16 protein-coding genes are annotated in these 18,710 nt (G+C 65.9%); 4 read left to right on the top strand and 12 right to left on the bottom strand.

The features are described from left to right. Positions 1-54 precede the first annotated feature (54 nt). From JOE30_RS20375 to JOE30_RS20360, 4 genes are all read right to left on the bottom strand, one after another. Positions 55-1,425, bottom strand: coding sequence for a PQQ-binding-like beta-propeller repeat protein (locus JOE30_RS20375; protein ID WP_204868775.1), 1,371 nt, complete (start codon positions 1,423-1,425; stop codon positions 55-57). Continuing rightward, the gene (locus tag JOE30_RS20370) at positions 1,425-2,636 is read right to left on the bottom strand and encodes a hypothetical protein (RefSeq protein ID WP_204868774.1); all 1,212 of its coding nucleotides are present in this window, start codon (positions 2,634-2,636) and stop codon (positions 1,425-1,427) included. Before JOE30_RS20370 ends, JOE30_RS20375 begins: the two co-directional genes overlap by 1 nt. A gap of 88 nt (positions 2,637-2,724) precedes the next feature. Beyond that, positions 2,725-4,350, bottom strand: coding sequence for a long-chain fatty acid--CoA ligase (locus JOE30_RS20365; RefSeq protein WP_204868773.1), 1,626 nt, complete (start codon positions 4,348-4,350; stop codon positions 2,725-2,727). A gap of 87 nt (positions 4,351-4,437) precedes the next feature. Next, complete coding sequence (locus tag JOE30_RS20360; protein WP_204868772.1) at positions 4,438-5,244, bottom strand: acyl-CoA thioesterase II; 807 nt, start codon at positions 5,242-5,244, stop codon at positions 4,438-4,440. Between the two features lie 258 nt (positions 5,245-5,502). On the opposite strand from JOE30_RS20360, the gene chvE reads away from it, so the two are divergent. The 4 genes from chvE (at position 5,503) to JOE30_RS20340 (ending at position 10,589) form a co-directional block, all read left to right on the top strand. Next, positions 5,503-6,639: a multiple monosaccharide ABC transporter substrate-binding protein gene (gene chvE / locus JOE30_RS20355; RefSeq protein WP_204868771.1), complete on the top strand. Its 1,137-nt coding sequence runs from the start codon at positions 5,503-5,505 to the stop codon at positions 6,637-6,639. A gap of 8 nt (positions 6,640-6,647) precedes the next feature. Continuing rightward, entirely contained in the window at positions 6,648-8,186 is a 1,539-nt protein-coding gene (mmsA, locus tag JOE30_RS20350; protein ID WP_204868770.1) for a multiple monosaccharide ABC transporter ATP-binding protein, read from the top strand. Further along, positions 8,183-9,517, top strand: coding sequence for a multiple monosaccharide ABC transporter permease (mmsB, locus tag JOE30_RS20345; protein ID WP_204868769.1), 1,335 nt, complete (start codon positions 8,183-8,185; stop codon positions 9,515-9,517). Before mmsA ends, mmsB begins: the two co-directional genes overlap by 4 nt. An 85-nt stretch (positions 9,518-9,602) precedes the next feature. After that, positions 9,603-10,589 (top strand): LacI family DNA-binding transcriptional regulator, encoded by a 987-nt coding sequence (locus JOE30_RS20340; protein WP_239532434.1) that lies wholly within the window; start codon positions 9,603-9,605, stop codon positions 10,587-10,589. Here the strand turns inward: JOE30_RS20340 and JOE30_RS20335 are convergent. The 8 genes from JOE30_RS20335 to JOE30_RS20300 all read right to left on the bottom strand — a co-directional run bounded on the left by JOE30_RS20335 (position 10,555) and on the right by JOE30_RS20300 (position 18,497). Then, positions 10,555-10,995 (bottom strand): hypothetical protein, encoded by a 441-nt coding sequence (locus JOE30_RS20335; RefSeq protein WP_204868767.1) that lies wholly within the window; start codon positions 10,993-10,995, stop codon positions 10,555-10,557. The two genes, JOE30_RS20340 and JOE30_RS20335, sit on opposite strands and share 35 nt — an antisense overlap. A 19-nt stretch (positions 10,996-11,014) precedes the next feature. Next, positions 11,015-11,437, bottom strand: a complete 423-nt coding sequence (locus tag JOE30_RS20330) for a hypothetical protein (RefSeq protein WP_204870597.1) — start codon at positions 11,435-11,437, stop codon at positions 11,015-11,017. A 1,057-nt stretch (positions 11,438-12,494) separates the two neighbouring features. Then, positions 12,495-13,310, bottom strand: a complete 816-nt coding sequence (locus tag JOE30_RS20325; RefSeq protein ID WP_204868766.1) for a CoA ester lyase — start codon at positions 13,308-13,310, stop codon at positions 12,495-12,497. Next, the gene (locus JOE30_RS20320) at positions 13,307-14,470 is read right to left on the bottom strand and encodes an acyl-CoA dehydrogenase family protein (protein ID WP_204868765.1); all 1,164 of its coding nucleotides are present in this window, start codon (positions 14,468-14,470) and stop codon (positions 13,307-13,309) included. The genes JOE30_RS20325 and JOE30_RS20320 overlap by 4 nt, the downstream gene beginning before the upstream one ends. Before the next feature lie 26 nt (positions 14,471-14,496). Then, positions 14,497-15,867: an MmgE/PrpD family protein gene (locus tag JOE30_RS20315; RefSeq protein WP_204868764.1), complete on the bottom strand. Its 1,371-nt coding sequence runs from the start codon at positions 15,865-15,867 to the stop codon at positions 14,497-14,499. Further along, positions 15,864-17,078 (bottom strand): CaiB/BaiF CoA-transferase family protein, encoded by a 1,215-nt coding sequence (locus JOE30_RS20310; RefSeq protein ID WP_204868763.1) that lies wholly within the window; start codon positions 17,076-17,078, stop codon positions 15,864-15,866. Before JOE30_RS20310 ends, JOE30_RS20315 begins: the two co-directional genes overlap by 4 nt. Continuing rightward, the gene (locus JOE30_RS20305) at positions 17,075-17,626 is read right to left on the bottom strand and encodes a MaoC family dehydratase (RefSeq protein WP_027504875.1); all 552 of its coding nucleotides are present in this window, start codon (positions 17,624-17,626) and stop codon (positions 17,075-17,077) included. Before JOE30_RS20305 ends, JOE30_RS20310 begins: the two co-directional genes overlap by 4 nt. Before the next feature lie 136 nt (positions 17,627-17,762). Next, positions 17,763-18,497, bottom strand: coding sequence for a FadR/GntR family transcriptional regulator (locus tag JOE30_RS20300; protein WP_027504876.1), 735 nt, complete (start codon positions 18,495-18,497; stop codon positions 17,763-17,765). Positions 18,498-18,710: the final 213 nt, after the last annotated feature.

The raw sequence follows: 18,710 nt of genomic DNA, 5'->3' as shown, positions 1-18,710 counted from the left end.
CCAACCTTGTGGCCATAAGGTTGGATATGGCCGTATCGCTACCGGCGAGCCGCGTCAGCTCGGGAGAGGGACCAGACTGACGATCGTCGCACCGGACTGCAGGATCTGAGCGCCGCCCCCTCCACCGACCATCGATTCGGGGCTGAGACGCTTTCCCTCCCTGAAGTTCTCCAGAGGCGCGGTCCAGACCTCGTCGCCCGAGTGCAGATCGACGGCCACGAGATCGCTTTCGCGCACTGCGATCATCATGTCGCCGTCCGTTCCGACTGGGGAGAACGATTCTGTTTCCCACAGCTGTTCACCGGTGTTCATGTCGAGTCCGATCATGGACCGCTCGCCGGACAGGACACCGACATCACCGATCACCGACTGCAACGCGCCGTACGTGCTTGCTTCGTTGTATTCGTCTGCGGGACGATCGATGATGAGTTGTTGGCTGCTCCAACGCTTCTCGCCGGTCCTCCGGTCGTAGGCGGTGTCTCCGAGAACGAAGGGCACGGATGTGTCCGTCGGCTCGTCGATGGTCAAGTAGGTCGACACGTCGCGCGTCGACTGAGCAAGAATTTCTCCTGTGCGCGAGTAAGCGATACCGCCGAGTGGCTCGTAGGAATCGCAGTCCAGCCGAGACCCGACGGAGACATCGCCGAGTGTTCGATAGCTGCCGGAGAGGCAATCGTCGAGGACGTCGGAGGCCCAGATCTGATCACCGGTCTCGGGATCGAACGTCGAGAAGCCGCCACCGACGTCGAAGTGCCCGGTCCCGTCGGCGACCGTGAGCTGATCCGCATACTGGTCCTCCCAGCCGGCCCACGCCTGCAGAGGAGCTGTCCAGTCGGCGGACAGATCGTCCACCGTTCCGCGATGCACGGTGACGTCCGCGTCTTCCAAGTTGCCACTGGTCGTATAGACGTGTCCGTCCGAGACGGTCATGGCGAAGGTGTCCGACGTGTCCCCGTGGTCCGTGGACTCACCGGTCGCGAGATCGAAGGTGCGGAGGGTGGGATCTTCGGCGTAACTCGGTGTGATGCAGACCAACCGATCATCGATGGGCTGTTCCGCACACGACTGCAGATCCGTCGCCGGTACCGACCACTCGAGTGCGCCCGACGCGGTGTCGATCGACATCAGTCGCGCCTCCGTCGAGGGTCCTTCCGAGTCCACGACGGCGGCGATAGTCAGGAGGTGGTCGTCGATTCGGATCGACCCCGCGGCGTAGGGATACATCGATCCTGCTCGTGGGTCGGCGAAGCGGGCGCCGTCGAGTCCGCTGTCCGCCGCGTCCAGAGTCCACGCAACCCCCGGTGCCGAGGCCGACGCGTCGGTGATGCGCTTGACCGTCGTGGTCCGGTCCTGAGTGACCACCACGACGGCAGCGGCGACAGAGACGGCGGCGACGGTTCCCGCGATGATCAGGCGTGTGTGCATCACTGGGAGATCAACTCCGGGGTGCGGGCGATGCGTTCTAGTTCAGCCGGGTCCCAGGGGTTCTCGGTGACCAGGGTCACGCCCAATCCTGACACCGTGGGAATCGACACCACCGTTCCAACTCTGACCGGTATTGGACCGAGCCCCTGGGGGTCTTCCCGAAGCTGTTCCGAGGGCACCGGGCTCCCGACGGTGACGGTCAGTCGGCCGGCAGCGCTGTTCACGACCTGACACAGTGCGCCGCCGCCGTAAACGCTAGAGCGCAGTGCTCCCAGCGGAGGTGTGGGAGCAAGGTTCCCCGTGTCGGCGCGGGCGAGTGCGTCACTCAGAGACGCGACGACCGGTGCGGTGAATTCTTCTGCGACGCCCTCGGTTCCTGGATAGGAGCTGCATTCGGCGATGTTTCCCGGTGTGTCGGGCGGTGCAGGTGTCGACGTCACGAACGCCGGGTCGGTCGCGATGCGGACGAGTTCGGGCATCGAGAACGGAAGTTGGTCCTCGCCACCGGTCGCTGACGCGTAAGCACTGATCTGCGATCCGTCGGTGCGATACGCGGTGGCGCTCCGGGTCGATGTCCGAGCGCCGTCGACTTCCTGCCACGTGTCCTGTCTGTCGACCACAGTGCCGTCGCTCATCGACTCTCGGCTGTCCAGAACCCCGGCGACACAGGGCGGCACACCGTTGGTCTGCTGCGCGACACCGATGCTGATGAACCCGGAACGATCACCCCGAGTGACATCGGCCAGTGCCGACGTACTGTCGAACTGGTCCTCCTCTGGGAGGTTCTCGTACACCGGTATCGGATCGAAGTACGGGAGCATGCCCTGAGTGAACGTGATGTCGGCAGGGAGCGCGCGGACGAGTGCCTGCGACATGAGGTGCGCTTTCGGCCCGGTGAACCACGGCGCATCGGGATTGTCGTATGTCGACTCGCCGAATCCCATCACTCCGAAGTAGGAGCTCTCCACAGGTGGATCCACCGTGTCGCAACCCGGAATGGTGGTGGGATAGGCGACCTCGGGTGTCACGACGTCGTACTCGGGCGGCGGGGGAGGAGGTGTGGTCTCGACCGGAGTCACCGGCTGCACCGTCAGCTCCGGTTCCTCCGGCGGGGTTGTCACACCGGCGACGACGATCCCGAGCGCGATGATGGACACGACGACGAACGTGGACATCAGCGCGTCGTGGCGTGGCGTTGTCTTCTCGTCCATGGCTCGCTTCTCGTCGGCTGTGTGACGGACGCCCATTCATACCATTCGGAATGTTCAGGTGTCCGTCCACGAGTCGAGCACGGTCCCCTCAGCCGACCTCGACAACCTCCAACGCACCGTCCGCATGCGACCCGCGCAGCCGCTTCTTGTCGAACTTGCCGACACTCGTCTTCGGCACCTCGTCGATGAAGGTCCAGCGTTCCGGCAACTGCCAGTGCGCAACTCGGCCGTCGAGGAAGTCGCGGAGCTCCTCGGCGGTCACGGTCTGACCCTCGCGCACGACGACCGCGACGAGTGGTCGCTCGTCCCACTTCTCGTCGGGCACACCGATGACCGCGGCCTCGCGCACAGCGGAATGCTCCATGACGTGGTTCTCGAGCTCGACGGACGAGATCCATTCGCCACCGGACTTGATGATGTCCTTCGACCGGTCGGTCAGCGTCAGGTATCCGCCTTCGGAGATGGTGCCGACATCTCCGGTCCGCAGCCACCCGTCGTCGAACTTGTCGGACGCGTCGCTGCGGTAGTAGCTGCCCGTGATCCACGGCCCGCGCACCTCGAGTTCGCCGACGTGCGTGCCGTCCCAGGGCATCACGGCACCGGAGTCGTCGACCAGCCGCGCCCGCACCGCGGAGACGAAACGCCCCTGGGTGCAGCGCAAGTCGAACTCGTCCTCGGGAGACAGTCCGACGTCCGGGCGCCCGGAGGTGCCGAGCGGCGACGTCTCCGTCATGCCCCACGCCTGGGAGATGGGAACGCCGTACTTCTCGTGGAACGCGCGCATCAGGCTCGGCGGGCAGGCGCTGCCGCCCACGGTGACGTCGCGCAGGCTCGACAGATCTGCCGGGTGGTCCTCGAGGTGGGCAAGCAGGGCCTGCCAGATGGTGGGGACGGCGGCGGCCGCCGTGGGTCGCAGGGTCGTCATCATCTCCGCGAGCGGCGCCGGCTGCAGGAAGCGATCCGGCATGATGAGCGACGCCCCCACCATCAGCGCGGCGTACGGCAGTCCCCAGGACATGGCGTGGAACATCGGCACGATGGCCAGCACGGTGTCCGACTGCGCGAGCGCCATGGCGTCGGTCATGCAGACCTGCATCGAGTGCAACCAGATCGAACGGTGCGAGTAGACGACGCCCTTCGGGTCGCCGGTCGTGCCCGAGGTGTAACACATTGCTGCAGCGGATCGTTCGTCGAGCTCGGGCCAGTCGTACTCGTCGGGGTGGCCGGCGAGCACGTCCTCGTAGCCCAGCACCTCGATGTGGTCCGGTGCCTGCACCTGTGCGGGGTCGGCGCCCACGACGACGAGGTGCCGCACGGTCGTCATGGTCGGGAGGAGCGGCGTCAGCAGGGGGAGCAGGCTGGCGTCGGCGATGATGACGCTGTCCTCGGCGTGGTCGACGATGTAGGTGAGCTGCTCGGGGAACAAGCGGATGTTCAAGGTGTGCAGCACGGCGCCCATGGCAGGTACGGCCATGTAGGCCTCCATGTGCTGCGAGTTGTTCCACATGAAGGTGGCGACGCGCTGGTCCCCGTCGATCCCGAGCGCTCGAAGACCGTGGGCGAGTTTGGCGGCGCGTCGACCGAGCTCGGCGAACGTGATGGTCGACGGACCCGCCTCGCTCCACGTGGTGATCGTCGCCGATGCGTGCATCGACGTGCCGTATCGAACGAGCTGGCCGATGGACAACGGGGTGTCCTGCATGGTGCTCTTCATGACTCTCCTGCCGGTCGATCCGCGAGGCGCACGACCTACGTGCCCTGTGTCACATTGTGCACACTGCGGCTCGGCAGGGACCCGATATCAGTCCTTGTAGTAGACGACCTGGTGTCCGGTGGCGAGGAGAGTGCCGCTCGTGCTCCACAGCTCGGCGGTCTGATCGAAGTAGCCCTGATGGAATCGTCGTGCGTGCGCGGTCCCGAGGACGTACCCGTCGGACTGCGCCGTCAGATCCTCCGCCGTCGCGAAGAAGTGGACGGTGAGTGAGATGGTTCCGGCGGCGACGTACTTCCCGCGACGCTGGAAGACCCGCGGGTAGAAGATGTCGCTCATCGACGTCAGGGACGCGAAGTCCATCGGTCGCGGGGGAGAGTCGCGGACCCACAGCGTCGCAACGGAATCGGCGGACTCCGTCTCGGTCAGGGCGCCGGCGGTGAACCGCATCTCGTAGTTGTTCGCCCAGGCGATGAACTCGGGGAAGTCGACCGTGTCGACGTCTGCGGGGTCGGGCATCGCGGGCGGCGACGACTCGAGGGCGTCCCAGGTGGTGCGGCGCGTGCCGAAGACCGCGGTCGCGGTGGTGGCGACTGTGCCGTTCTGGCTGAGTTCCAGGTACCAGTGTTGGTTGCTGCGATTCGTTCGGACGGCGCGAGTGGAGATCTCGAACTCACCCTCGGCGATCGGCCCCGCGAAGTTCACGGTCAGCGTCACCGGGTCGCCCAGCCGATCGGGATGCAGCTCGACGGCTCGGACCAGAGTCGCGGCGGTGAGCCCGCCGAACGGCCCGACCATGTTGTTGTACGGCGCGGAGGTCCGGCCGCGGTAGCGACCGTCGCCCAGAGTCTCGAGGGTGAGGCCGTCATCGAAGGCGTGCGATCCGGGATGCGTCATGAGCCGTCCTGATTCGGTAGTTGTATGCGTCGGAGCATAACGGTGCGCCTGATCGGGGGCGATGACAACACAGACTGACTGACGTCAACTGTTAGCGCTAACAAGACGCAAAGTCCAGTTCGGAAGACTGGTTGACATCGTTGATGTTATCGCTCACACTCGTCCGGGCGGTGTGATGCACACCACTCGACAGCATGATCCGCAGCACGGCACATCGAAGGCCGTCCCTGCCGACCAGCCACCACCCGAGGAGACACGATGAAGTTCCGACACCTACCGGTGGCTGCGGCCGCGGTGGCGATAGCGATCACGGTGACCGCGTGCGGGTCCAGCACGAAGACCGCTGACGTCGCCCCCTCGGCGGGAGGCGACACGGCCGGCGCCCTGATCGGCGTCACGATGCCGACGAAGTCGTCCGCCCGGTGGATCGCCGACGGCGACAACCTCAAGAGCGCGCTGGAGTCGAAGGGCTACAAGGTCGATCTCCAGTACGCGGAGAACGACATCCCCACCCAGGTCAACCAGATCGAGAACCAGATCACCCAGGGCGCGAAGCTGCTGATCGTGGCGTCCGTGGACGGTACCGCCATCACCACGCAGCTGCAGGAAGCCAAGGACAACGGCATCGGCGTCATCGCGTACGACCGCCTCATCCGCAATTCTCCGAACGTCGACTACTACGCGACCTTCGACAACTACAAGGTCGGCGTCGACCAGGCCACCTCGCTGCTGGCCGGTCTCGGGTTGAAGAACGAGGACGGCACCGACAAGGCCGATGCCCCCGCCGGCCCGTTCAACATCGAGGTCTTCGCCGGTTCGCCGGACGACAACAACGCCACCTTCTTCTTCGACGGTGCCATGGAGACCCTGAAGCCGTACCTGGACAAGGGAACCCTGAAGATCGGCAGCGGTGAGTCCGACTTCGAGACGGCCGCAACCCTTCGTTGGGACCCGGCCACCGCGCAGAAGCGCATGGAGGACCTGCTGACCAAGACGTATTCGTCGGGCCAGAAGGTGCAGGGTGTCCTGTCTCCGTACGACGGCTTGTCGATCGGAATCCTGTCCGCGCTCAAGAGCAACGGCTACGGAACCGCCGGTCAGCCGTACCCGATCGTGACCGGTCAGGACGCCGAGGTTCCGTCGGTCAAGTCGATCATCGCCGGTGAGCAGTACGCCACCATCTACAAGGACACCCGCGAATTGGCGGCGGTCACCATTCAGATGGCGCAGGCAGTCCTCGAGGGCCAGACCCCCGAGACCAACAACACGACCGATTACGACAACGGCGAGAAGGTCGTTCCCGCCTACCTGCTGCAGCCCGAGATCGTCTACAAGGACAACTACGAGAAGCTTCTCGTCGAGGGCGGCTACTACACCCAGGATCAATTGAAGTGAGTTCGGTGATGACGAGCCAGATCTTGGAGATGCGCGGGATCACCAAGACGTTCCCGGGTGTGAAAGCGCTGCAGGATGTCACGCTGACAGTGGAGCGTGGCGAGATCCACGCGATCTGCGGCGAGAACGGCGCGGGAAAGTCCACGCTCATGAAGGTCCTGTCGGGCGTGTATCCCCATGACACGTTCGACGGTGACATCGTGTTCGACGGCGAGTCCTGCGAGTTCTCCGACATCCGGAGCAGTGAGTCCAAGGGCATCGTCATCATTCACCAGGAGCTCGCGCTTAGTCCGTACCTGTCCATCGCCGAGAACATCTTCCTCGGTAACGAACGGTCGAAGCGCGGGTTCATCGACTGGAACCGCACCAATTCCGAGGCCGCAGCCCTACTGAATCGGGTAGGGCTGCGGGAGAACCCGGTCACCGTGGTCAACGACCTCGGTGTCGGCAAGCAGCAACTGGTCGAGATCGCGAAGGCACTGTCCAAGGACGTGACGCTGCTGATTCTCGACGAACCGACCGCAGCACTGAACGATTCGGATTCCACCCACCTCCTCGAATTGCTGCGCGGTCTGCGGGACGAGGGCATCACGTGCGTGATCATCTCGCACAAGCTCAACGAGATCGCGGCCATCGCCGACCGGACCACGATCATCCGGGACGGCCGGACCATCGAGACACTGGACATGCGTAACCCGGACGTCACCGAGGATCGCATCATCTCGCTCATGGTCGGCCGCGATCTCGAACACCGCTTCCCGCCGCACGAATCGACGGTGGGTGAGGAGGTGCTGCGAATCGAGGACTGGACCGTGCACAGCCCCACCCAGCACGGCCGCATGGTCGTGGACAAGGCGAACCTCACGCTGCGCCGCGGCGAGATCGTCGGCCTCGCCGGGCTGATGGGTGCCGGCCGTACGGAGTTGGCCATGAGCGTCTTCGGGCGCAGCTACGGCACGGACATCTCCGGACGGCTGTACAAGTACGGCAAAGAGATTCACGTCAAGTCCGTCGCCGACGCGATCGAGCACGGCCTCGCGTACGCGACCGAGGATCGCAAGCGCTACGGCCTCAACCTGATCGACGACATCAAGCGCAACATCTCCACCGCGGCCCTGGACAAGTTGGTCGCTCACGGATTCGTCGACGACAACCACGAGTACGAGGTTGCCGAAGGTTTCCGCAAGAGCATGAACATCAAGGCCCCGAACGTGTCGGCCGTCGTCGGCAAGCTTTCCGGTGGCAACCAACAGAAGGTCGTGTTGAGCAAGTGGATCTTCAGTGATCCTGACGTGCTCATCCTGGACGAGCCGACGCGAGGGATCGACGTCGGCGCCAAGTTCGAAATCTATTCGATCATCAACAGCCTCGCCGATGCAGGAAAGGCCGTTCTCGTGATCTCGTCCGAGCTGCCCGAACTGCTGGGGCTGTGCGACCGCATCTACGCGCTGTCCGCCGGCCGCATCACCGGTGAGGTGACTCGGGAGGACGCGACGCAGGAATCCCTCATGCATCTCATGACCCGTGGAACAGGAGTACTTCGATGAATCAGCTGTCGACCGTCCGGGGGCTGCTCACGCGAAACCTCCGCCAGAGCGGGATCTTCATCGCGTTCGCGTTGATCATCCTGTTGTTCACCGTCCTCACCGGCGGTCAACTCCTGGTGCCGCAGAACATCAGCAACATGGTGGTCCAGAACTCGTACATTCTGATCCTGGCCATCGGCATGGTCGTGATCATCATCGCCGGTCACATCGATCTGTCCGTGGGATCGGTGGTCGCGGCCACCGGTGCCATCGCCGGCGTTCTCATGGTTCAACAGAACGTGCCATGGCCACTCGCGGTGCTGATCACGTTGATCGTGGGCGGGCTGATCGGAGCCTGGCAGGGCTACTGGGTCGCGTACTTCGGCATCCCCGCGTTCATCGTGACTCTGGCGGGCATGCTCGTCTTCCGCGCGGTCACTCTGATCGTGCTCGGCAACCAGGGCATCGGGCCGTTCCCCGGTCCGGTGCGGACCCTGTCCAACGGCTTCCTCCCGGGCTTCCTGGGCAACGTCGGCCTCGGACCTCTCGGCGGCGCCGACATCTTCACCCTGCTGGTCGCCATCGCCGCCATCGGCGGAATCGTGTTCAGCCAGTGGCGGACTCGAACCGGGCGTCAGAAGTTCGGCCAGGTCGTCGACGCGCTGCCGCTGTTCCTGGCCAAGGTCACCTTCGCCGGACTTCTCGTGCTGGCGATCGCCGTGCAGCTGGCGCGTTTCAAGAACCTGCCGTACGTGTTGATCCTCCTCGCGGTACTGGTGATGGGGTACTCGACGCTGGCGGGCAAGACTGTCTTCGGTCGGCACGTCTACGCCATCGGCGGCAACATCCACGCCGCGTCGCTGTCCGGTATCAAGGTCAAGCCGGTCACGTTCTGGCTGTTCGTGAACATGGGCGTCCTGTCGGCCCTGGCGGGAATCATCTTCGCCGGCCGCCTGAACCAGGCCGGACCCACTGCAGGCAACGGGTTCGAACTCGACGCCATCGCGGCCGCGTTCATCGGTGGCGCAGCAGTGCAGGGCGGTGTGGGGCGCATCGTCGGCGCACTCACCGGCGGTCTGATCATCGCCGTCATCAACAGCGGAATGTCGCTCATCGGATCACCCAGCGAGCGAGTCCAGTTGGTCAAGGGCCTCGTGCTTCTCGCGGCAGTCGCCTTCGACATCTGGACGAAGCGTCGAGCCGCGAGCGGACGCGGGGGTGGACCCGACAAGGCCGAGAAACCGGCACCGTCCAATTACATGGGTCTCCCGGTTCCGGCCGAGATGTTGGGTGGTTCCACCGACACGAAAGCTGCCCCCGCAGCCACCGCGTCGCCGCCCGTGTCGAGGTAGGTCGGCGCCGCGGGGCCGAACCTGCGATCCTGGACGACGGACGAGTGAACTGGGGGGGACTGTGACGCCGATTCGAGGGCCCGCCATGACGGACGTGGCCAAGCTTGCCGGGGTATCCCACCAGACCGTCTCACGGGTGATCAACGGTCACCCCCATGTCACCGACGCGACCAGGGCGCGGGTCACGCAGGCCATCACCCAGCTGGGCTATCGGCCCAACACCGCGGCTCGGGCTCTGGTCACCGGAAGCAACCGCACCATCGGCATCGTCGCGACGGGAGTTGCTCTGCACGGTCCGGTCTCGACGCTCTACAGCGTCGAGCGTGCCGCCCGGCAGGCCGGCTACTCGGTGTTGGTGGGAGTTCCGACCTCGCTGGAGGAGGACGCCATCAACGCGTGCGTTCGGAGTCTGCACAAGCAGGGCGTCGACGGGGTCGTCGTGGTCGCGCCGCTGCGTACCGACAACGGCGACATCGCGGGGCTGGCCGGCGAACTGCCGCTCGTCGCGGTCGAGGGATCACCCGCCGGGGATCTCGCGGTGGTGTCCGTCGACCAGGTCCTCGGAGCGAGGGACGCCACGTCGCATCTGCTTGAACTCGGGCACCGGGAAGTCTGGCACGTCGCAGGACCTCTGGGGTGGTACGAGGCCGCCGACCGGGTGATCGGGTGGAGATCGGTTCACGAGGAGCGGGGTATCGATCCGCCGCCGATGATGAACGGGGACTGGACCGCACGGTCGGGCTACGCCGCCGGTACCGTCCTGGCGCAGATCAAGGGTGTCACCGCAGTGTTCGCGGGAAACGACTCCATGGCGCTCGGAGTGCTGCGTGCACTCGACGCCCACGGTCTGCGGGTTCCCGAGGACATCAGCCTGGTCGGTTTCGACGATGTCCCCGATGCCGAGTTCTACTCACCGCCGCTCACCACGATCCGCCAGGAGTTCAGCGAGGTGGGCGTCCGGAGTGTCGAGATCCTGCTCGAGCAGATCGAGTCCGGTAAGTCGAGCACCCGACGTTTCAGCATCGCCCCCAGCCTGGTCACGCGAGCGAGCACGGCGACTCCGGGCGGGTGAGATGTCGGGCTGGGGTACGACGACTGATCCGCGCCCGCACCAGCCATCCGCGCGCGGCGCAACCCTCGCGGGTGACCGGAAGTCGAGCGGATCGGAGTCGGCGCGGTATCAGCCCTCCGTCTGCCCCCCGGATCGACGCCAGGTGACCGCGCAGATCTGCCGTCCCATCGGCCGTGAGTCCGAGTGCCTCGCCGTGATCCGCGGCCGCCGCCTCGAAGATGACGACCAGGGGCACGTTTTTGCCCAGCAGCGTCGTCCGCTTAACTTCGTCGACCAGACACGGTGAGGTCTCGAGTCCTCGACCACGCGCTTCGTACCGGATGGCGAGGGCGAGCAGTGACGGGTCCATCTCCTTCAACGGCACGTCACGCAGTGCGCGGGTGAGGTCGTCGGACGTCGATGTCATGGGTCCTCTCGTGGGACTGTCAGGAGGTGCGGGGGAGTTCGTCGACGAACTCGTACGAGCAGCCCAGCGCACTGCGCTCGTCGGTCACGCCGTTCTGCCGGAACCACGCGACGCACGCGTTGGCGATGAGCTGGGTGTCACGGCTGAACAAGTAACCGTCCGTGCAGTCGTCGAAGTGGTCGTCGTGATGCCAGTGATCCAGGACCAGACCGTCGACGCCGTGGTCGGCGAGTCGTAGCCGCTGCAGAACGGATCGCGAACGACGAACCAGGCACACACCGTCGTCGAGGACGTGGATCTGCGCATTGACGACGTCCCCCTCGGCCTCGGCCTCGGGGTCGTAGTCGCTGGGTCCCAGTTCGATGATCAGACCCGCGGGTTGATCGAACAGCGATTCTCGCAACCATGCTGCCGTGCTGTCGGATTCGTCGACGCGTAGCACGTGACCGAGGCCGTCCGTGATGTTCTCCAGCAGGCCACCATGGGGTATGGGAGCGATCCAGGCGTCGATGGCATTGCCCGTTCTGCGGAGGTTCGCGGTGCCGTCGTCGGTCATCCAGGCGGGGCCCTGGAAGAACTGCTCGACGCCGGACATGCCGTCCCCGTCGGTGTAGTTCGCGTACCAGCTGTCGAGGTCGACGTCCGGATCGGTGACGACGATGCATCTGGTGCCGTCGACGCGGAGGGCATACTGCCACTGCGGGATTGCAGTCGGCCGCTTGTCGACGCGCGGACGAGAGTGCTCCCGTTTCCACACCGCGGTCTCGACCGTCCTGATGCGGGTGATGGACCACGCGTTGCTGATGGCATGGAGAGATTTGGCGGTGAGCTGGCAGGCCGAGGAGACATCGCGGTCGCGCCTCGACACGATGATGTGCCGACGCCCGTTGTCGGCGACGACGACATCCGCGCGTTCCCTGCACCGGAAGTAGTCGGACAACTCCACGTCGTCGTCGAGGTCGTCGTACGGTTCGATCTCGATGACGACGGTGTACCGCGTGCCCTCACTGGCCGGCAGTCGGCGAGTGCGGGGGAGGCGACTGTCGGCCATGTGCGGGCTGGTGGACCAGAGGTCCGATCGGCTCGTCTCGACGCCGAGGACGGTCCACGCCTCTGCGAGCCTGCGAACGGCATGGAGAGCGGCCTGTCCGGAGATCCACCACCCGCTGCCGGGTACGTCGAGGACGACGCGTGCATGACCGAGTGGTGACCGGTCGATCCTGGCCGCGTCGTCACCGACCTGGTGCAGCAGCTGGAGGTACTCGTCCGGTTCGATCTGGTCGAAGGGCCGATCGATCTCGACGGCGACGGTGAATCCGGGATTGCCGGCGGGGATACCGCCCAAGCCGCGACTGTCGTGGTCCATGGGGTTCTCGATTCTGTGCGAACAACGAGCTCGACGTCGGAGAACCGAGCGTCGCCGGCAGGAATCATCCGTCTGCCTACTCACTGTGTACAGCAGGGCACCGACATGTTTCGGGCCCGAACCCACTCGCCCTCTACGCGCGCTCCATCACCCGCCGTGCACGCTTCGCGACTGCTTCGTCGATGAGGTGGCCGTCCTGGTCGACCCCGGCCCCACCGGACTCGAGGGCCGAGAGCACGGCGCGTGCTCGGGTGACGTCCTCGGGCGTGGGTTCGAACACCGTGCGCGCCGCCGGGACCTGGGCGGGGTGAATGCACGCGCGGCCCACGAAGCCGAGACGCGACAGCGACTGCGTGTCCGCGGTGAACGCGTCGAGGTCGCGGAAATTGCGGGACACGGCCCCCAGCGGGGGGAGGAGGCCCGCGGCGGCGCTGGCCGCGACCACCTGTGACCGCGCGAACAGCAGCGCGCTGGGGTCCGATTCGCCGTCGATACCGAGGTCGACGGCGAGATCGGCCTCACCGATCTGCAGGAAGCGCACACGGGGTCCTCGCGCGATGGCGAGCGCGTCGAACAGCGCCGCACCCGTCTCGAGCAACGGCGACACCGCGGCGTGCGGACACACGTCGGCGAGTACCCGATCGGCGATCGCGATCTCGTCGGGTGACCCCACCTTGGGGAGCCAGACCCCGGTCAGCCGGGGATGCGCCACCGCGCGAATGTCGGCCTCCTGCAGCGGGCCCGGGTTGACACGCACCCACACCTCGACGTCACCGGGCTCGCACGCAGCGACCCAGGAGGCGACCTCCGCGCGTGCGGAGTCCTTGTCCCGCAGTGCGACTGCATCCTCGAGATCGAGCACGACGGCGTCCGCACCCGAGGCGAGCGCCTTGTCGAAGCGGGCCGGCATGTCGCCGGGGACGTAGAGGTAGGTGAGTGCCCCACTCACCCGATCACGCTCGTTCCCGCGACCAACGACTTCGCGATGACGGTGCGCATGATGTCGTTGGTTCCCTCGCCGATGGCCATGAGTGGCGCGTCGCGGTAGAGACGCTCGACGACGAACTCGGTCGAGTAGCCGTAGCCGCCGTGAATGCGCATGGCCTCGAGGCTGGCGGTGATGGCGGCCTCCGACGCGAAGTACTTGGCCATGCCCGCCTCCATGTCGACGCGCTTGCCCGAATCTGCCTGCGATGCAGCCCAGTAGGTCATGAGTCGGGCCGCCTGCAGCTGCGTGGCGATGTCGGCGATCTTCAACTGGATCGCCTGGAACTCGGCGATGGGCTGCCCGAAGGCGGTGCGCTCCTTCGCGTACTGCAGCGCGGCGTCGTAGGCCGCCTGCGCGATTCCCACACTGCGACCCGCGATGTTGAGTCGACCGATCTCGAGTCCAGACAACGCCTGCTGCAGTCCACGGCCCTCGACGCCGCCGAGGAGTGCGTCGACCGGCACCCGAACGTTGTCGAAGCTGATCTCACACGACTCGGTGCCCTTGTAACCGAGCTTGCCCATGTCACGCTGGACCTCGAAACCCTCACTGGTGGTGTCGATGAGCAGCAGGCTCATGCCCTTGTGGGGAGGGGTGGCGGAGGTGTCGGTCTTCACCAGCACGGGCAGGACGTTCGCATGCCGCGCGTTGGTGATCCACGTCTTCGCGCCGTTCACGACGTAGTGGTCGCCGTCGCGCTTGGCGGTGGTCTTGATGCCCTGCAGGTCCGTGCCCGCACCTGGCTCGGTGAGGCCGACGCCGGTGCGCCACTCACCCGTGGCCAGCTTCGGGAGGAGAGACTGCTTCTGCTCGTCCGTGCCGTGCTTGGCGATCATCCAGCACGAGAGGTTGTGGCTGCCGACGATGCCGGCAATGCCCATCCATCCACGCGCCAACTCCTCGTAGACGAGAGTGAAGGAGACCTTGTCGAGTTCGAGGCCGCCGTACTCCTCCGGCGTCGTGATCCCGAACAGGCCCATTGCCTTCATGTGGTCGACGATCTCCGTGGGGTAGCGGCCGGTCTTCTCCCATTCGTTCGCGACCGGGACGATCTCCTTGTCCACGAAGGTGCGCAATGCCTTACGGAACGCCGTCTGCTGTTCGTCGTACGTGAAATCCATGGTGGTGTCCTTCTTCCAGGCGAGGGTCAGGGGGCGGGCGCGATGGCCGCGGCGAGATCGAGCACGGCGGAGAGGTCGTGTTCGTCGGCGAGTCCGAGAACGCGATCGGCGAGTTCGTCCGCACGAGCGTCGTGGCCGCAGTTGCCGAGAAACTTCTCCCGCAGTGCCGCGTCGTCGAGTGGGAATGCGGCACTGCCGCGACTTCCGCCGACGTCTCCCACGAGCACACGGCCGTCGGCGAGGGTGATGGTGGCGTGTCCGGGAGCGGCGGCCGCGGGCCCGTCGGTGGGACGTTCGACGACGCGGACCGTGCGCGCCGTCGTCAGCACGTCGGCTCGGGCGATCGACGCGTCGGTGTAGGTGGAGACGTCGACTGCCCCGTCGCGCAGCAACGCGGCCACGCTCCACGGCAGATCGAACTTGCCGTCGTACGTGCTGCGCGGGGAGGCGACGCCCGTGTTGGGTCCGCACACGAACGGGGTGGAGTCCGGGTGGACCAGCACTTCGATGTCACGGATGTCGTCGACGTGGACGTCGTGGCCCGCGACAGCGGCGGACACCGCGTCGAGGGTGACGTGCATCAGCTGGCAACTGGGGTAGGGCTTGATGCCGATACCGGTTGTTTCCCAGCGTGTCCCGAGGTCCTCGGTCAGAACGGTGAGGTCGACGGGCCGATCGGTGAGAGCCGCATAGATGCCCCGTCGCCCTTCCAACACGGAGCCCGGTCCGGTGGCGCCGGCGGCTGCGAGGCGGGTGGCCAGGATGCCGTTGAAGCTGGCCGTGCCGGGGTGCAGCGCTTTCGTGTCGGCATCGGTGTCGAGGAACTCGAGGAGACCGGAGCTCGACGATCCAGCGATGCCGAGCGCATGGACCAGAGTCTCACTGTCGAACTTCCCGAGCCGCCCGGCGACGACGGCCGCGGCGAACGGGCCCACCGCCGCGGTCGCGTGGATCCCCCGAGCGTGGAACCCGTGGGGACTGACAGCGCCCAGTCGGCAGGCCGTCTCGAGGCCGAGTGTCGCGGCTGTGAGTACCTCGGCACCGGTGGCGTGGGTCTGCTGGCCGACGGCGAAGGCTGCCGGCAGGGTGACGGCGGTGGCGTGGACGAGCGCCCCGGCGTGCGTGTCGTCGAAGTCGAGCGCGTGCACCAGAACGCCGGTGGCCAGGGCGGCGGCCGGCGCGGACAGGGCGCGGGTTCCCGTCAACGGGCGGGCCTCGGGAGGACCGCCCAGACCGTCGGCGACGGTCCATGCGGCGCGTCCGTGGCCCAGACGCTGCGCGGCCACCGCGGTACCCACCGAATCGAGCAGGTGACGAGCGGTCGCGTGCCGTACGGCCGGCGGCACATCGTCAAGGGTCACTCCCGTCGCCCACTCGGACAGCACTGTGGAGGTCACGCGTGTGCCTCGGCCGTCACCTCGCCGAAGGCGCCGCTACGGCGCAGGCTGGCGATGGTCTCCTCGTCGTAGCCGAGGTCGGCCACGATCTCTTCGAGGTTCTCCCCGCGCTGCGGTGCACGTCGGTATTCGGGACGCTGCGGCCCGAAGTTGACGGGGGAGGCGAGTTGGCGCACCGTGTCGTACACCGGGTGCTCGGTCTCGACGATGAGATTGCGTGCGAGCGTGTGGGGTTCGGTGAGCGCGTGCGCCACGTCGTTGATCGGTCCGGACGGAACGCCTGCCGGGCCCAGCAGCGACAACCAATGTGCGACGGTGTCGGTGGCGAACACGTCCTCCAACATCGGCAGCAGAACGTCCTTGTTCTGCCCCCGCAGGGAAAAGCTCGCGAAGCGAGGATCGGCACCGAGATCGGGTCGGCCGATGGCGACGACGAGCCGTTCCCAGAACTTCTCCTTGGCGCAGCCGACGATGAGCCAGCCGTCCGTGGCCTCGAAGGCCTGGAACGGGACCAGCGACGGGTGGGCCGAATTCTTGGTTCGCACCGGCTCGAAACCCGCGTTGAGATGCCACGTCGCGGGATACGTCAACAGCGACATCGCGGTGTCGTACAGCGACACGTCGCAGTCCCCGCCGACACCGTCGCGCCGCGCGGCGTGCAGACCGGAGAGCAGGCTGATCGCGGCGACGAACCCGCCCGAGTAGTCCACCAGCGAGAGACCGGATTTGGTGGGTGGGCCGTCGGGATCACCGGTGACGCTCATCCAGCCCGCGAGTCCCTGCAGGATGTAGTCGTAGCCGGGTTCCTTCGCGCGCGGACCGGTCATACCGAACCCGGTCAGGCTGCAGCAGACGATGGCGGGGTTGAGGTGCTTGAGGTCGTCGTACGTGATGCCGATCTTGGCGGGAACGTCACCGCGCAGGTTCGAATAGACTGCGTCGCTGGACTTCACGAGGTCCTCGAAGACGGAGCGCCCGGCGGGTGTGGAGAGATCGAGCGACAGACTGCGTTTGTTGCGGTTGAACGTCTCGAAGAAGAGCGAGTCCTCGCCCTCGTTGAACGGCGGCACGTACCGGCCGACGTCACCGCCGACGTTGGGGTCCTCGATCTTGATGACGTCGGCACCGAGGTCGGCGAGGTGAAGACTGCCGAACGGGCCTGCGCCGTACTGTTCCAGCGAGATGATGCGGACATCCTCGAGTGGTTTCATCGTGCGTCGCCTTTCGTGTCGGACGGCAGCTGCAGCGGACCGCTCTGCGCCTCCGGGAAGTAGTTCTGGCCGATGCCGCTCTCTCGCGTCGCCACCATGACGGAGCGTTTCCACGAGATGACCTCCACGCCATCCTGATTGAGGCCACGGGTGATCATCGAGACGATGCCGGCATAGGGGCGGGACTCGGAGAGTCGCAGGCCCGTGCAGATGCTCTCTGCGTACAGCGTGTCGCCCTCGTACACGGGGTGAGACATCTTGATGTCGGTGAACGCGAGATTGGAGATCGCGTTCTGGCTCATGTCGAGTACGGAGATGCCGAGAATCACCGCAACCGTGAAGCCCGAGTTCACGATGACGCGCCCCTCGGTGATCGGGTTCTGCGCCGCGAGATGTGCGTTGAAGTGATTCTGGTTCGTGTTCATCGACAGCAGCGTGATCCACGTGTTGTCGGCCTGCGAGACGGTGCGTCCCAGAGGGTGCTGGTAGACGTCACCCACCACGTAATCCTCGAAGAAGCGCCCTAGAACGGCCGGATGGACTGCCACGGTGTCTCCCTGTGTCGGTCGGCGAAGCCTGCACCTGAACCATAAACATCAGATGATTAGACCGTCAAGGGGGAGTTCTGACCGGATCTGCGAGATCTGATGCGGTCAATTCTCACGAAAGAGCAGATGTTTGGTGCTACTGAGTGCGCAGCTTGTCCATCTGTCGGTAGGAGCCGCCCAGATGGTCGAGGTGGCGACGCATCATGTCCATCGCGGACATCGAGTCGCCCGCGGCGACGACGTCGAGAATCGCCCGATGGTCGTGGTCGACGCACTGCCAGAAGCCCTCCGGCGCGTGATCACGACCGAAACGCTTCGACAGCACCCGGAACACCGGTGCCGTGATGAGTTCGAGCAGGGGATTCTGCGCAGCGCGCAGCAGGACGAGGTGGAACTCCTGGTTCTTGACGAAGGTCTCCGGCCCCTGGGCGTCGGTGGGATCGAAGATCGAGGCGCGCAGTTGATCGAGGTGGTCCTCGGTGCGGCGGAAGGCGGCCATGCCCGCTGCGGGCACCTCCATGAGGTTGCGCACCTCCATCAACTGGTCGACGGTCACGGCATCGGCGGTGGTCATGAGCGCGACGCCGGTCTCGAGATGCTCGCTGATGTGTCCGACGCTGGGAACGGCCACGAAGCTGCCGCCCGTGACGCCGCGCGTGGTGAGGATCAGGTTCTGGCTCGCCAACGACCGGAGGGCCTCGCGGATGGTGCTGCGGCCGACGCCGAACTCCGCCGTCAGTTCCGTGTCGCTGGGGAGGCGCTCGCCCGGTTGCAGTTCGCCGGACAGGATGCGGTCGCGCAGTCGTGTCGCGAGTGCCGCGTAGGCCGGCGTGCTCTTGGCGCTCGGATCGGCGGTCGAGGATTCGGGCACTGAGGCGGGCCTCTCGGTCGGTCGCCCGGCTCGTGACGATGGGCGATCACGTGGGGGCGACGGTGGCGGAACAGCATGAGCGTAGCGCGAGCGACTGCAGTGAGCAGTGGCATCGAAAGATCGCTTTCCTTGGTGATACATCGGCTGTTTAGGGCGTGGAAAGCCACCGAAGTGGGTCGGGGGGCGCGCAACAAGGCTTCACGTGTTCGAAAC

Source organism: Rhodococcus sp. PvP016, assembly GCF_017832185.1.
Taxonomy (GTDB): Bacteria; Actinomycetota; Actinomycetes; order Mycobacteriales; family Mycobacteriaceae; genus Rhodococcoides.
The sequence above is the reverse complement of the archived record's forward strand: the minus strand, read 5'-3'. Positions and strand labels throughout refer to the sequence as shown.

Excerpts from the sequence above, each read along its gene's own strand:
- JOE30_RS20370 (WP_204868774.1), bottom strand. The coding sequence starts at position 2,636 with ATGGACGAGAAGACAACGCCACGCCACGACGCGCTGATGTCCACGTTC.
- mmsA (WP_204868770.1), top strand. The coding sequence starts at position 6,648 with ATGACGAGCCAGATCTTGGAGATGCGCGGGATCACCAAGACGTTCCCG.
- JOE30_RS20320 (WP_204868765.1), bottom strand. The coding sequence starts at position 14,470 with ATGGATTTCACGTACGACGAACAGCAGACGGCGTTCCGTAAGGCATTG.
- JOE30_RS20310 (WP_204868763.1), bottom strand. The coding sequence starts at position 17,078 with ATGAAACCACTCGAGGATGTCCGCATCATCTCGCTGGAACAGTACGGC.
- JOE30_RS20360 (WP_204868772.1), bottom strand. The coding sequence starts at position 5,244 with ATGACGCATCCCGGATCGCACGCCTTCGATGACGGCCTCACCCTCGAG.
- JOE30_RS20365 (WP_204868773.1), bottom strand. The coding sequence starts at position 4,350 with ATGAAGAGCACCATGCAGGACACCCCGTTGTCCATCGGCCAGCTCGTT.
- mmsB (WP_204868769.1), top strand. The coding sequence starts at position 8,183 with ATGAATCAGCTGTCGACCGTCCGGGGGCTGCTCACGCGAAACCTCCGC.
- JOE30_RS20335 (WP_204868767.1), bottom strand. The coding sequence starts at position 10,995 with ATGACATCGACGTCCGACGACCTCACCCGCGCACTGCGTGACGTGCCG.
- JOE30_RS20375 (WP_204868775.1), bottom strand. The coding sequence starts at position 1,425 with ATGCACACACGCCTGATCATCGCGGGAACCGTCGCCGCCGTCTCTGTC.
- chvE (WP_204868771.1), top strand. The coding sequence starts at position 5,503 with ATGAAGTTCCGACACCTACCGGTGGCTGCGGCCGCGGTGGCGATAGCG.
- JOE30_RS20340 (WP_239532434.1), top strand. The coding sequence starts at position 9,603 with ATGACGGACGTGGCCAAGCTTGCCGGGGTATCCCACCAGACCGTCTCA.